Origin of the sequence: Micromonospora inaquosa (assembly GCF_003857055.1) — a bacterium.
Lineage (GTDB): Bacteria > Actinomycetota > Actinomycetes > Mycobacteriales > Micromonosporaceae > Micromonospora > Micromonospora inaquosa.
The window spans coordinates 1-14217 of record NZ_QGSZ01000368.1 but is presented as its reverse complement, the minus strand read 5'-3'; the positions used below and the strand labels follow the sequence as shown (position 1 = coordinate 14217).

The 14217-nt window shown below is 72.5% G+C and carries 13 protein-coding genes; 3 read left to right on the top strand and 10 right to left on the bottom strand.

Going from position 1 to position 14217, the window contains the following annotated elements; translation table 11 throughout:
• The 3 genes from DLJ59_RS33500 to DLJ59_RS33490 form a co-directional block, all read left to right on the top strand.
• The coding region (locus DLJ59_RS33500) for a C39 family peptidase (RefSeq protein WP_124778121.1) at positions 1-629 on the top strand (629 nt) is incomplete at its 5' end.
• 258 nt (positions 630-887) lie between these two features.
• Positions 888-1799, top strand: coding sequence for a DUF1996 domain-containing protein (locus DLJ59_RS33495; RefSeq protein ID WP_124778120.1), 912 nt, complete (start codon positions 888-890; stop codon positions 1797-1799).
• Between the two features lie 71 nt (positions 1800-1870).
• Positions 1871-2497: a DUF305 domain-containing protein gene (locus DLJ59_RS33490; protein WP_124778119.1), complete on the top strand. Its 627-nt coding sequence runs from the start codon at positions 1871-1873 to the stop codon at positions 2495-2497.
• A 14-nt stretch (positions 2498-2511) separates the two neighbouring features.
• Here the strand turns inward: DLJ59_RS33490 and DLJ59_RS33485 are convergent, their stop codons facing one another.
• From DLJ59_RS33485 to DLJ59_RS33440, 10 genes are read right to left on the bottom strand one after another with little or no spacing between them, the layout of a single operon-like run.
• Positions 2512-3333, bottom strand: a complete 822-nt coding sequence (locus DLJ59_RS33485) for an HpcH/HpaI aldolase/citrate lyase family protein (RefSeq protein ID WP_124778118.1) — start codon at positions 3331-3333, stop codon at positions 2512-2514.
• A complete protein-coding gene (locus DLJ59_RS33480; protein WP_124778117.1) occupies positions 3333-4520 on the bottom strand; it encodes a CaiB/BaiF CoA transferase family protein in 1188 nt (395 codons plus the stop codon). The genes DLJ59_RS33485 and DLJ59_RS33480 overlap by 1 nt, the downstream gene beginning before the upstream one ends.
• The gene (locus DLJ59_RS33475) at positions 4517-6466 is read right to left on the bottom strand and encodes an SUMF1/EgtB/PvdO family nonheme iron enzyme (protein ID WP_124778116.1); all 1950 of its coding nucleotides are present in this window, start codon (positions 6464-6466) and stop codon (positions 4517-4519) included. The genes DLJ59_RS33480 and DLJ59_RS33475 overlap by 4 nt, the downstream gene beginning before the upstream one ends.
• Positions 6463-7401: a ribokinase gene (locus DLJ59_RS33470; protein WP_124778115.1), complete on the bottom strand. Its 939-nt coding sequence runs from the start codon at positions 7399-7401 to the stop codon at positions 6463-6465. Before DLJ59_RS33470 ends, DLJ59_RS33475 begins: the two co-directional genes overlap by 4 nt.
• On the bottom strand, positions 7398-8765 hold the full coding sequence (locus DLJ59_RS33465) for an ADP-ribosylglycohydrolase family protein (protein ID WP_124778114.1): 1368 nt from the start codon (positions 8763-8765) through the stop codon (positions 7398-7400). Before DLJ59_RS33465 ends, DLJ59_RS33470 begins: the two co-directional genes overlap by 4 nt.
• Positions 8762-9931, bottom strand: coding sequence for an ADP-ribosylglycohydrolase family protein (locus DLJ59_RS33460; RefSeq protein ID WP_124778113.1), 1170 nt, complete (start codon positions 9929-9931; stop codon positions 8762-8764). The genes DLJ59_RS33465 and DLJ59_RS33460 overlap by 4 nt, the downstream gene beginning before the upstream one ends.
• Before the next feature lie 4 nt (positions 9932-9935).
• Positions 9936-11228, bottom strand: coding sequence for an ABC transporter substrate-binding protein (locus DLJ59_RS33455; protein ID WP_124778112.1), 1293 nt, complete (start codon positions 11226-11228; stop codon positions 9936-9938).
• 39 nt (positions 11229-11267) lie between these two features.
• Positions 11268-12107, bottom strand: coding sequence for a carbohydrate ABC transporter permease (locus DLJ59_RS33450; protein ID WP_124778111.1), 840 nt, complete (start codon positions 12105-12107; stop codon positions 11268-11270).
• A gap of 1 nt (position 12108) precedes the next feature.
• Positions 12109-13044, bottom strand: coding sequence for a carbohydrate ABC transporter permease (locus DLJ59_RS33445; RefSeq protein ID WP_124778110.1), 936 nt, complete (start codon positions 13042-13044; stop codon positions 12109-12111).
• Positions 13041-14144 (bottom strand): LacI family DNA-binding transcriptional regulator, encoded by a 1104-nt coding sequence (locus DLJ59_RS33440; protein ID WP_244236369.1) that lies wholly within the window; start codon positions 14142-14144, stop codon positions 13041-13043. Before DLJ59_RS33440 ends, DLJ59_RS33445 begins: the two co-directional genes overlap by 4 nt.
• Positions 14145-14217: the final 73 nt, after the last annotated feature.

Here is a 14217-nt window from a genome sequence, read left to right as displayed (position 1 = left end):
CCGCCGCCGGCCTCGCCTTCACCGGCGGCGCCATCGCCGGACCGGTCACCACCGCCTTCGCCGCCCCCACCACCAAGCCCACGTCGCAGACCCAGACCGACCGCAAGGGCGGCCACGGTGAGCGGGAGCTGGGCGTGCGCTACGAGGCGCAGCCGAACTTCTACTACTGCGGCCCCGCCGCGACCCGCAACGCCCTGTCCGTGCAGGGCAAGGAGATCAGCGTGGACGCCATGGCCAAGGAGATGGGCACCACCGAGGCCGGCACCAACTCCATCAACGACATCACCCCGGTACTGAACAAGGAAACCGGTAAGAACGACGCCTACCACAGCGTCGAGATCTCCAGCCCCGACGCCGACGCGAAGCAGACCGACACCCTGCGCGCCGACATCGTGCGCACCATCGACGACGGCCGGGCCGTGGTCGCGAACATCGCCGGCACCAGCACCGACACCGACGGCAACACCCACTCCTACGAGGGCGGGCACTACATCAGCGTCGTCGGCTACCACGACAACGGCAACACCGTCACCATCGCCGACTCCGCCGACCCCAACACCGCCGCCTACCAGATCAGCGTCGAGCACCTCGCCGACTGGATCGCCACCCGCGGCTACGCCACCAGCTAAGACCCCAGCACCCGCACCACAGCACCGTCTAACACCGAAGGGCCGGACCCCACCACGGGGCCCGGCCCTTCGTCGTCGTCATGTCCACCAATTGCGGCACGTATTGACAAGTTTCGACATCAGGGTGAGGCTTGGACTGGTGAGAGCGCTCTCTCGCAGGCGCCCCACCGGCCACCACCAGTCTGGCCAGGACACACTCCGCTGTCTTCGGCGGCGGCGCCGGAGTGCCCCTGACCCGTCCCCCCGACAGGAGTCACGATGGACAGGGCCGCACCCCTCTCCGGCATCCCCCGCCGCCTGCGCTTCGCCACGGCGATCGGCGCCCTGCTGGTGCTACTCGGCACGTACCTGGTCTCCGCCACCGACCGGGCCGACGCCGCCCCCGGCCGAACCGCCGCCCCGGTCGCCAACGCCATCCGGGTCGCCGAGTTCCCCGCCGACTGCACCTACAGCCACCGACTGCCGGACGACCCGATCATCTTCCCCGGGCTGCCCGGGGCCTCGCACATGCACAGCTTCTTCGGCAGCACGGTGACGAACGCCAACACCACCCTCCCCGACCTGGTCAATTCCCCCACCACCTGCAACCCCCTGGTGGACGTCTCGTCCTACTGGGTGCCGACCCTGTACCGGGACAACGTCGCGGTGGAGCCGGCGATCGCCACGTTCTACTACCTGGGTGAGGGCGTACGCGCCGACGTCGTCGCGAACACCCAGCCGTTCCCGCAGGGGCTGCGGCTCGTCGCTGGCAACGCCAAGGCCACCGGCCCGAACGACAGCATCGCCCGCTGGTCCTGCCTGCACGCCGGGCACGTGCCGCCGTCGAAGGACTTCGTCAACTGCCCGTCCGGCACGATGCTGGAGTCATACCTGGACTTCCCGCAGTGCTGGAACGGCCGCGACCTCGACTCACCGGACCACAAGAGCCACCTGGCGTACCCGGTGAACCAGGCCTGCCCGAGCACCCACCCGGTGCACGTGCCCAAGTTGCGGCAGGTGCTGCGGTACCCGGTCACCGGTGACCCGTCGCGGTTCCGGCTGGCCTCCGGGCCGGGCTACACCATGCACGGCGACTTCTTCAACGCCTGGCCGGTGGCTGAGCTGGCCCGCCGGGTCCAGGACTGCATCCGTCCGGTCATCAAGTGCGGTCACGACGGCCGACCGATCTGAGCGACAGCTCCACACCACGGCGGCGGGTCCGGTCACCCGGGCCCGCCACCCTGGCTGGGAAGGGAGGTCGGATGCGTCAGGCCACGGCGTCCACACTGCTCATCGGCGTGCTGCTCGTCGCCGGCTGCGGCGCCGGGCCACGGCACGCGGCCAGCACCACCGCACCATCCGTGACCGCGCCACCGGCGACGACCACGCCGACATCCACGGGTACGGCGTTCAACCCCACCGACATCGCCTGGCTGCAACTGACTGTGGCGATGACCGAACGCCTGCTGCCCGTACTCGATCTGGTGCCGGCGCGGACCACCGACCCGGCCTGGCGGCAGACGGCCGCCCAGGTGGCTACCGCCCGGCGCGCCGATCTGGACCGCGCCCGCCGGCTACTGGCCGACGCCGCCGCCCCGACGACGAATCCGCACGAGGGACACGACATGCCCGGCATGGTCACCCCGCCGGAGATGACAGCGCTGCGGGCGACCAGCGGGCAGTCGTTTCACCGCCTGCTCGCCGGGCACCTGCGGGCGCATCTCGCGCAGTCGGTCCGGATCGCCACCGCCGAGCAGCAGAGCGGGAGCCAGCGGGAAACCATCGCGCTGGCTGCCGCCGTGGTCCGGAACGGCACCGCCGACCTCGCCGGACTCGACGAGCTCGACCGACCGCCCGGAACACAGCCGGCAACCGGTCACCGAGAGTAGGCAGCCAGCGAGGCTCAGGCTGCGTAGCGGGCGGCGAGGTCGACGACCTGACGGGCGGCGGCCACCATCGCCCGGTCGGCGAACCGACCGTCGGGCAGCACCACGGTCCCCGAGTCGCGCTGGTGCGCATCCGCCACGGCGGCCAGCAGCTCGGCGGCGCGGGCAACCTCCCGATCGGCCGGCCGGAACGCCTCGACGATCACCGGAAGCTGGCGTGGGTGGATCGCCGCCCGGCCGAGGAAGCCGAGCCGTCGACCGGCCGCGCAGGAGGCGGCCAGACCGGTGAGGTCGACGACGTCGGCGTACACCGACATGGCCGGCGGGGCCAGACCGGCCGCGCGGGCCGCGACCACCACCCGGCCGCGCGCCCAGAGCAGCCCGTCGTCGTCGCTCACCCCCAGATCCGAGCGGAGGTCGGCCTCACCGAGGCCGATCGAGGCCACCGCCGGGTGGGCAGCGGCGATCGGGTACGCGGCCTCCAGCCCCGCAGCCGACTCGATCAGCGGGTGCAGGGGCACGTCGATCCGCTCGGCGAGGGCCGCGAGCGTCGCGGCCGACTCGACCTTCGGCAGCCGCAGCCCGGCCAACCCGGGTCGGCCGGCGACCGCCGCCAGGTCGGCGTCGAGGTCCGGGCCGGTCAGCTCGTTGACCCGGACCTGCACGGGCACCGGGTGCGCCTCGGCGAGGAACTCGGCTACCGCGTCCCGGGCGTACGCCTTGCGCCCGGCGACCACGGCGTCCTCCAGGTCGAGGATGACCGCGTCGGCACCCGAGGCGACCGCCTTGGCGAACCGGTCCGGGCGGTCGCCGGGCACGTAGAGCCAGCTCAACAGCATCAGAGCACCCCCCGTTCGCGCAGCGCGGCCAACTCCTCGACGCTGAGGCCGAGCGCGCCGAAGACCGAGTCGGTGTCCTGCCCGTGCCGTCGGCCCGCGTGCCGGATCTCGCCCGGCGTCTCGGCGAGGCGGAACGGCACGTTCTGCATCCGTACCTCGCCCAACTCCTCGTCCGGCACGGTGCGCACGGTGCCCAGCGCGGCGTACTGCGGGTCGGTGAGGATGTCGCGCACGTCGTAGACGGGCGCGACCGCGGCCTGTGCCTCCTCGAACGCGGCCACCACCTCGTCGCGGTCCCGCAGCGCCACCCAGGCGCTCACCGCCGCGTCCAACTCGTCGGCGTGGGCGGCCCGGCCGCTGCCGGTGGCGAACCACGGCTCGTCGACCAGCTCACCGCGGCCGACCAGCCGCAACACGCGCTCGGCGATGCTCTGCGCGCTGGTGGAGACCGCCACCCAGCGCCCGTCGGCACACCGGTAGGTGTTGCGTGGGGCGTTGTTGTTGGACCGGTTGCCCAGCCGGGGCTGGACGTAGCCGAGCTGGTCGTACCAGGTGATCTGCGGCCCGAGCATCGCCATGATCGGCTCGATGATGGCGAGGTCGACGACCTGTCCGGTGCCGGTGACGTCGCGGGCCCGCAGGGCGAGCATCACCGCGTACGCGGCGGCGAGCGCGCTCACCGAGTCGGCCAGCCCGAACGGGGGCAGCGTGGGTGGCCCGTCCGGTTCCCCGGTGGCCGCCGCGAACCCGCTCATCGCCTCGGCGAGGGTGCCGAAGCCGGGCCGGCGGGCGTACGGGCCGACCTGCCCGAACCCGCTGATCCGGGTGATCACCAGCCGGGGGTTGACCGCGTGCAGCTCGGCCGGGCCCAGGCCCCACCGCTCCAGCGTTCCGGGGCGGAAGTTCTCCACCAGCACGTCGGCGTCGGCGAGCAGTCGGCGCAGCAGCGCCGCGCCGTCCGGGTCGGACAGGTTGAGGGTGACGGTGCGCTTGTTGCGGCCGAGCACCTTCCACCAGAGCCCGACGCCATCACGGGCCGGGCCGTGCCCCCGGGACGGGTCCGGCTTGGCCGGATGCTCCACCTTGATCACGTCGGCGCCGAAGTCACCGAGGAACGCCGCCGCGAGGGGCCCGGCGAAGAGGGTGGCCAGGTCGACGACCTTCACCCCGTCCAGTGGCGCGGTCACCGGGTCACCTCCGGCAGGTCGGCCGCGCAGCGGAAACCGACCTGTTCGGAGCGGGCCAGACCAGCGCCGGTGAGCAGCAGCTTCACCGAGACGTCCGCCGGTTGCGGGCCGCCGTCGAAATACCAGTCGGAGCCCTCCGCCCGGTACTGGGCGCCACCCTTGAGGATGGTGAACCGGGTACGACCGTCGGAGTGCTCGCTCTCGGTCAGGTTCCACACCAGCGGCTCGCGGCGCACGAGCAGCCCCGCCTCGGCGGCGACCTGCCACTCGTCCTCGGTGGGCAGGCGCAGCCCGGCCCACGCCGCGTACGCTCTCGCGTCGGCCAGCTCGACCCCGGTCGCCGGGGCGTCGGCCGGACCGGAGCCGGCGGTGAACCGCTCCGGGCGTACCGGAACGTAGCCGGTGGCGCGCAGGAACTCGGCGTACTCGCCGTGGGTGACCTCGTGCACGGCGATGGCGAACCGGCCGAGCCGCACGCTGCGCCGCAACGTGCCGGGGTGGTGCAGCCGGGGCGGCAGGGGCTTCCACTCGTCGACGTAGGGTGCCTCGCCGTACAGCCCGGTCTCCCGTACCCGGTGCCGGACGACCAGGTCGTACCGGCCGCCCTCGACGGCGACCAGCCCCGGCGGCACCTGCGGTCGGGGCGCCCACGGCGTGCGGAGGCGCACCGCGGCGCGGGCCGGGAAGGACGGGTCGCCGATCGGCGGCTCGTGCCGGTACGCGGCGGCGACGCCGCGCATCACGGCGGCGATCGCGCCGGCCGGGAGCGGGCCGCCCACCGCCAGCCGACCGTCGGCGGTCTCGGTGACGTTCAGCTCGGCACCGGTGACCAGGTCGACGAAGTGTCGGCCGGCGCTCGGGTCGGTGACCAGCCACGGACCGTCATGGTCGGCGCCCCGGTTCACCACCGTCCACAGCGGCTCGTCGTCGTGCGTCCAGCGGGACGCGTACACCTGACCGTCGCCGGGGTGGTCGGCGAGCGGCACCCAGTCCTCGGCGCGCAACCACGCCGCGTGGCTGGCCTGCACCCGGCGCATCGCCCGCAGCACCGCGCGGTCCCGTTCGTTCCAGCCGACCCAGACGCCGAAGACGCTCTCCCAGACCAGCACGCCGACGCCGTTGAGCCAGGCGGAGTGCAGCTCGTCGAGGTGGTCACGGTGCCAGCGCCGGGTGTGGTGCAGCACGTGCCGCCGCTCGAACCACTTCGCCCGCAGCACGCCGGGCACCTCGGAGTCGGCGAACCACTGCGCCCAGGACATCGCGTGGTCGGCGATGCGGGCCAGCGGCACCCGGCTCTCGCCCTCCAGGACCATGCCGGGGCGCACCGCGTCCAGCGCGGCGCGCAGCTCACCGGCGCCCTCCTTGAGGGTGTCCAGGAAGACCCCGTCGACGCCGAGCTTGCCGGCCAACGTGGCGACCTCTTCGGCGTCGCTGCCCGGCTCCCGCCGCGTGCCGGTGTCCCACGGGTTGTAGTCGACGAAGACCCGCACCCCACGCCGCTGGAATGCGCGCACCACCTCGGGCAGCTCCGGCACGTCCCGGTACCAGTCGAACTGGTTGCGGTCGTCGAGGCCGATCACCGGGTACGCGTGCCAGAGCACCACCCCGTCGAAGCCGCCGAAGTCGCGCCCGGCCGCGTCGAGGAACTCGTCGACGGTGAAGACGCCACGCTCGTGGTCGTAGAGGGTCTCGTCCCAGAGCCAGGCCAGGCAGACGCTGAAGCAGTCGCCGGCGATCTCGTCGTAGTGCTCGCCGACGTAGCCGATCCGGTCCCGGGCGTCGACCCGCCACCGGGCGATCTGCTCCCGCCAGGCCGGCCAGTCGGCCGGGTCGGCCGGCGCGGCGAAGATCTTCGCCTCGTCCAGGGTGCTCAGGTCGGTGTGCCCGCCCAGCGGCACCTCGGTCGGCCGGTCGATCGGACGCGGGACGTACGGGTTGAAGCTCACTGTGCACCTCGGTAGGTCGCGTCATAGAGGGCGTCGATGGCCGGCCGGTCGGGCAGGGCGGTGGACGCCCCGGGCCGCTGGGCACAGGCCGCGCCGGCGGCGCAGGCCCAGCGCAGGCTGGCCGTGACGGTGTCCGCGCTGTTGGCGCCGCCCCGCTCGGCCCAGCCCACGGCGAGCGCGCCGGTGAACGCGTCCCCGGCGGCGGTGGTGTCCACCGCGTCGATCAGCGGCGCCGGGACGGTGACCCGAAGGCCGTGCCGGTCGGCGTACCCGGCGCCGCGCGCGCCGAGGGTGAGCACCACCCGGGGCACCAGCTTCAGCAGGGCGTCGAGCAGCACCGCAGGGTCGTCGGAGGCGACCTCGGCGACGACCGCCGCCTCGTGCTCGTTGACCACCAGCACGTCAACCAGGTCGAGCAGTTCGGTGGGGAGCGCGGCGGCCGGCGCGGCGTTCAGCACCACTGTGGTGCCGTCGGCCCGGGCCCAGCCCGCCGCCTGGATCACGGCGGCCAGCGGCACCTCCAGTTGCAGCAGCAGCACGTCCGCCGCCGCGATCGTCGCCCGGTCGTCCGCGTCCAGCTCGGTCAGCGTGCCGTTGGCGCCGGGCGCGACCACTATGAAGTTCTCCGCGTCCCGGTCGACGGCGATCAACGCGACGCCGGAGGGGCCGGCGACGGTCCGCAGACCCCGGACGTCCACGCCGGAGTCCACGAGGCTCGCCCGCATCCGGGTACCGAACTCGTCGTCGCCGACCGCGCCCACGAAGTCGCAGGCCGCGCCGGCCCGGGCGGCGGCGATGGCCTGGTTGGCGCCCTTGCCACCGGGTACGGTCCGGAAGTTCTCGCCGAGCACCGTCTCACCGGGGCGAGGCAGCCGCGACGCCGAGACCACCAGGTCCAGGTTGCTGCTGCCCACCACCGCCACCCGCGCGCTCATGCCACGCCCCCTTCCGTGCCACTCCCCGGCCGCGCCAGGGCGAGGGTCCGCTCGGCCAGCTCGTCGAAGCCGATCCCGTCGAAGCCGGCGATGCTGCTGGCCAGCCGGTTGCGCAGCGGGGCGACCCAGCGCTGCGGCAGGCCGGCCGCGCCGGTGAGCGCACCGGTCACCGCGCCGACCGTCGCGCCGGTCGAGTCGGTGTCCCAGCCGCCGCTGACCACCGCGGTGATCGACCGTTCCAGGTCCCCCCGGCCGTACGCGAGGGCCGCGGCCACCAGCGCCGCGTTGTTGCGGACGTGCACCCAGTGCAGGTGGCCGTGTCGTGCGTACAGCTCGTCGACCACGCGCTCCCAGTCGTCGGTCCCCGCGCCGAGGGCACGTGCCTCCCGGACCGTGGCGGCGAACCGGCTATCCGAGGGCAGCACCGCCTCGGCGGCGTCCAGCACCTCGTCGACGGTGTCGGCCACCGGCGCGGCGGCGGAGAGCGCCGCCGCCCACAGCGCCCCGTGCACCCCGCCCCGGACGTGGCTCACCGTCGCGTCCCGCACCGCCAGCTCGGCGGCGCGGTCCGGCCGGCCGGGGTTCACCCAGCCGTACACGTCGGTGCGGATCTGCGCGCCGATCCACTCCCGGAACGGGTTGTGCCGGTGCGCGCTCTGCGGCGGCGGGTACCCGAGCAGCAGGTTGCGGTAGGCCACCCGTTCGGCGGTGAAGACCCGCCCGCCGGGCAGCCAGTCCAGCCACGCCTGCGCCACGTCGGCGCTGGTGAAGCCCCGACCGTGCGTCTCCAGCACACGCAGGGCCAGCAACGCGTAGTTCAGGTCGTCGTCCTCGGGCATCCCGTCGATGTTCTCGGCGAGACTGGTCGGAGCGCTGCGCCGGTTCCACGGCCAGCGGGCGGCGACGTCGGCCGGGAGTCCCTTCGCGGTGAACCAGTCGCGCAGTGGCCACCGGTCGGTCGCGGTGAGGATCTGCCGGATGCCCTCGCGGGGAATCTTCTCCACCGGCTTGCCGAGCAGGCAGCCGACCGCCCGGCCGAGCCACCCGCCGTGCAGCCGGTCGTACGCCGTCTCGGTCGGCAGCGACCAGCTGGCCGGCCAGCCGGCGCGCAGCGTGGCCAGGTCGTCGGCCTCGTCGGCGGTGTCGACGGCGGGCAATGCGTCGGCGGCGTCCAGCAGCTCCATCGCGAGGGCCCGCAGCCGCAGTGACGCCGGGGTGGCCGACGCCCCGCTGACCGGCGGGGTCAGGTCCCCGCCGGCCGCCGTCCACCGCTCGGCGAGGGCGGCGACGTCGCGCCCCTCGTCCCGGCTGGCCGCCAGCTCGTGCGGCAGCAGGTCCTCCGGTTGAACCCAGGTGATCCTCACCGGGTCTCGCCCCCAGCCCCCCGGCTGACGCCGGCGGCCAACCCGGTGAAACGCTCCGCGCGGCGGGCGAACCGGGCCTGGTCGCGTTCGAAGACCTCGCCGGCGACCGCGGCGAGGACCCGGGCCGGCTCCACCAGGTCGGTCCTGGAGGCGGTGGCGACCACCTCGGACCACTCCGTCGGCACCGCGTCGGCGCCACCGAGCGCCCCGGCGATGGCGGCGGCCATGGTGGCGGTGGAGTCGGCGTCCCGGCCGTAGTTGACCGAGCCGAGCACCGCGGCCCGGAAGTCGCCGCCGGCCACCACGAGCATGCCGAGAGCCACCGGCAGCTCCTCGATGGCGTGTAGACGACTGGGCCGCCTCGCGCCGAGGCCGGGGCTGCGGTACTCCTCCCCCACCGTGTCGTAGGGGGCGACCGCCGCGCGCAGCGCCGGGATCGCCTGCTTCCAGTCGTGGTGGCCGCGGGCCTCCTTGACCACCGCGTCGATGGCCGCGCGGGTGCCGTCGCGGGCCAGGTCCAGCGCCGCCGCGATGACGTCCTCGACGCCCGCGCCGGGAGTCGCGGCCGCCGCGACCGAGGCCGCGAAGACGGCGGCGGCCTCCCGCCCGTAGCTGTGCTGGTGCGCGCCGGCGATCTCCACCGCCTCGGTGTACGCCCCGGCCGGGTCGCCCGCGTTGACGATGCCGACCGGGGCCATGTACATGGCCGCGCCACAGTTGACGATGTTGCCGACGCCGGCCTCGCGGGGGTCCGCGTGGGCGTGGTGCAGTCGGGTGACCAGCCACCGTTCGGCGGCCGCGAGCCGGTGGAAGGTCACCCCGTCGCGCTCCAGGTCGGGGATGTACACCACCCGCTCGATCAGGTCGGGAACCAGCAGCTCCACCACGTCGTACGCGTCGAGGTGGTCCCGTTTGGCCGCGTACGCGCGGACCAGGGCGTGGGTCATCAACGTGTCGTCGGTGATGTGCCCGTCGCCCTTGTGGTACGGCGCGAGCGGTCGCGCGGTGGCCCAGTCAGCGTGGTACGGGGGCACGATGCCCTCGACCCAGCCGCCGAAGCGGGCCCGGATCTGCTCGGGCAGCGCCGTCTCGGTGGCGCCGCCCAGGGCGTCTCCGACCGCGGCGCCGACCAGGCAACCGACCGATGTATCGAGCAAGAGTGACATGTCGTTACCTCAGAACCTGCTTGCCACCGTCGACCAGCTGCGTGGCGAGCTGATCGAGGGTGATCTTGTTGGCGAAGTACTGCTGGAGGGCCGGGGTGGCGTACTTGGTCTTCCACTCCGGGTAGCCGTCGGCCTGTTGGAACGGGGCGACGGTCAGGTCGGTGGCGCTGTCCGCGGCGACGTCCCAGCCCTGCTTGCCGGCGGTGAGCTTGACCAGTTCCTCGTTGGCCTGCTTGCCGGTCGGCACCAACCAGTCGCCCTTGGCCAGGGCGGCCATGTTGGTCGGGTTCAGGAAGTACTCCAGGAACTGCGCGGCCTGCTTCTTGTGCTTGCTGTCCTCGGAGATCGACAGCGTCTGCGGGTTGGCCGCCTGCTTGGTGGAGAGTCCCTTGATCGGGGGCAGGGTGACCCACTCGAAGCCGGCCGGCGCCTGCTCGACCATCTGCTGGCGCAGCGACACCGAGCCGGGCAGCATCGCGTACTTGCCGCCGAAGAAGCCGGGCAGAGTGTCCGCGCCGCTCATGCCGAGCGCCTCCGGGGAGGCGGACTTGGCGGTGTAGATCATGTCGTGGATCCGCTTCGGAATCTCCTTCTCCGCGTCACCGACCTTGACCTCGGTGCGCCCACCGTCGCCGTAGAAGAACTTGCCGTCGTAGTTGAGTGCCAGGTTCAGCACCCGGTTGGTCGGCGACTTCAGCGCCCACGCCGCGCCGTACTGGCCGGACTTGGTGAGCTTCTGCGCATTGGCCTGGAACTCGTCCCAGGTCCAGCCCCCGTCGGCCGGCGGCACCGCGACACCGGCCGCGTCGAGCAGCTTCTTGTTGGCGATGACGACCTGCGACTCCAGCAGGAACGGCACACCGGTGACCTTGCCGTCGACGGTGGCGGTGTCCCAGATGCTCTTGTCGATCTGGCCCTTCAGGTCTTCGGAGACCAGGTCGGAGAGATCGGCCAGGTAGCCCTGCTTGCTGAACTCGCCGATCGAGGACGCCTCGTAGTGCACGATGTCCGGCGCGTCGCCGCCCTCGAATGAGGTGAGCAGCTGGTCGTGCACCGAGTTCCAGTCACCCTGGACGTACTCGACCTGGATGTCCGGGTGCTCGGCGTTCCACTTGGCGACCAGATCCTTGTTGACCTGCAACGACTCCTTCTGCCAGGCGAGGCTGAGGAAGCGCAGCTTGACCGGGCCGGAGGTGGCCTCGTCGTCGCCGCCGGCACCGCACGCGGTGAGCGCGCCGAGGCCGATGACCGTGACCGCGGCAGCCGCCGCGAGTCGACGGAATCGGGTACGGAGCATGGGGGTTACCTCCTTGGTGGTGGTGGTTGAGGGGACGGTTCAGCCCTTGACCGCGCCCGCGAGCGACCCGGACGAGAGCCGGCGCTGCATGAACGCGAAGAAGATCAGGCTGGGCAACGTGGCCAGCAGTGAGCCGGCGGCCAGTGGCCCCAGCCGGGCGGTGCCCTCGATCCCGACGAACCGGGCCAACGCCACCGGCAGGGTGGCCAGGTCCGGGGTCTTGATCAGCACCAGTGCGAAGAAGAACTCGTTCCAGGCCGAGATGAAGGAGAACAGCGCGGTCGCGACCAGACCCGGGGCGAGCAGCGGAAAGACCACCCGTCGCAGGACCTGCACCCGGGTCGCGCCGTCGACCGAGGCGGCCTCCTCCAGCTCCCTCGGAATGTTGCGGACGAAGCCCTGCAGCATCCACAGCGCGAACGGCAGCGCCCAGACCACGTAGATCAGCACCAGCCCGGCGTGCGTGTTGGCCAGGCCAACCTGCCGCAGCACCAGGAAGATCGGGATGATCAGCAGCACGAACGGGAAGAGCTGGGACAGCAGCACCCAGCCCAGCGCGGCGGTGCCGAGCTTGGAGCGGAACCGGGCCAACGCGTACGACGCGGGCATGGCGACCAGCACGGTCAGCACCGCCGAGGCGAGGGACACCTGGAGGCTGTTGAGCGCCGCCCGGCCCAACTCCTGCTCGGTGAAGGCCTGCACGAAGTTCTGCAGAGTCGGGTTGTCCGGGATCAACGTCGGGTGCAGGCGTACCAGCTCGCGTGGCGGTTTGAACGCCGTGGAGAGCAGCCAGACCAGCGGGAACCCGAGGAAGATCAGGTAGCCGGCGAGCGCCAGGTACTGCAGCGTCCGGCTCGTGCGGCTCGGTTTTCCGAACATGTCAGTTCGCCTCCCTGAGCCGGCGACGGAGATAGACCGCTAGCAGCGCGACGATGATCACGACCATGACGTTGCCGAGCGCCGCCGCGTAGCCGTAGTTGCCGTAGCGGAACGCCTCCTCGTACGCGAAGAGCATCGGCAGCATCGTCTTGCCGCCCGGTCCACCCGCGGTCAGCACGTAGACCAGGCCGAACGAGTTGAAGTTCCAGATGAAGTCCAGCGAGGTGATCGCCACGATCACCGGCGCCAGGGCGGGCAACGTGACGTGCCGGAACCGGTGCCAGGTGCTGGCCCCGTCCACCGCCGCCGCCTCGTGCAGCTCACGACCCACGCCCTGCAGACCGGCGAGCAGAACGACTGTGGTCTGCGGCATGCCCGCCCAGACCCCGACGATGATCACCGCGGGCAGGGCGGTGCTGAAGTCGCCCAGCCAGTTCGTCCGCAGCCCGTCGGCGCCGATGCGGTGGAAGAACTCGTTGATCAGGCCGGCGTCGGGGTGGTAGACGAGCTTCCAGAGGATGCCGACGACGACCGGGGGCATCGCCCACGGCACGACGGCCAGCACCCGGGCCACGCCCCGGAAGCGCAGTTGCTGGTTGAGCAGCAGCGCCAGTCCGAGGGCGAGCAGGAACTGCAACACCGTCACCCCGACCGCCCAGAGCAGGCCGATCTTGAACGAGTTCCAGAACAGCTCGTCGCCGAGGAGTTCCCGGTAGTTGGCCAGGCCGGTGAAACTGACCTCGACGTTGCGCCCGGCGCGGGCGTCGGTGAAGCCGAGGTAGATGCCCCGCAGCAGCGGGAACACCGACAGCACCAGGATCGGCAGCAGCGACGGCAGCAGCAGGAGGTAGATGGTGGTGCGGTCGGAGCGGAACCGGTTCGATCGACGGGCCGACCCGGCCCGTTCGACGTCCGGCCGCTCGGTCAGGGTGGTCATGCGGTCACCCCTTCGCTGGACGGGTGGGTGGTCGGTGGGCCGGCCGACCCGGCTGCGGGTCGGGGGGTCGGCAGCGTCGCGGCGCTGGACGCGCGGACGACGAGGTTTGGGGGCACCTGCTCGCGCCGCGGCGGCAGGGCGGCGTCGGCGATGCGTTGCAGGAGCAGTTCGGCGGCCCGGCGGCCACGCTCGGCCGAGCCGAGCGAGACGCTGGAGAGCTGGGGAAACATCATCCGGGCCAGTTCGGTGTCGTCCATGCCAACCAGGGCCACGTCCTGCGGCACCCGGCGACCGGCGACCAGTAGGGCGTGCAGCGCGCCGACCGCGATGAGGTCGTTGGCGCAGACCAGGGCGTCCGGGTCTGCGCGGGCGAGGAGTCGCTCGGTGGCGGCGCGGCCGGCCGCGTACTGGAAGTCGCCGACCTCGATCAGCTCGTCGTCGAGCGGGATGCCGTGTCGGTCCAGGGCGGCCCGGAATCCGGCGTCGCGGGCGGCGCCCGGGACGGTGTCGAGTGGGCCGTTGACGAAGCCGATCCGTCGGCGGCCGGTGGCGACGAGATGGTCCACGGCCAGCGCCACACCGTGTCGTGAGTCGGTGCGCACGTTGTCGATCGGGGCGTCCGCGCCGAGTTGGCCGACGACCACCACCGGCACCGGACTGTCGGTCAGCGCGGTGAGGTGGTCGTCGGTGACCCGGATCGGCGAGACGATCATCCCGTCCACGTAGCGGTTGGCCAGCCGCCGCAGCAGGGCGGTCTCGTTGTCGATCCGCCCGCCGGTGGCGTGAACCAGCAGTTGCCGCCCGGAGGACGCGACCACGGCCTCGATGGCCCGCATCATCTCCACGTAGACCGGGTTGCCGATGTCCTCCACCGCGAGCGCGACGAGACCGGTGCGCTGCGATTGCAACGACCGGGCGATCGCATTGGGCACATAGCCCACCTCGGCCGCCGCCTCGCGAACCTTGCGGATCGTCTCGGGACTGCCGCCGACGCCGTTGAGCACCCGCGAGGCGGACGCGATGGAGACGCCGGCGCGGGCCGCGACGGTGTGCACCGTGGGCCGGCCGTCCGCCGGTTCCTGTAAACGTTTACGACCCACGTTCGGCACCTCCACCCGATAGCTGTAAACGTTTCCGGGGAGTCTGCTCCGCAAGCGCCGGGAAGGTCAACCC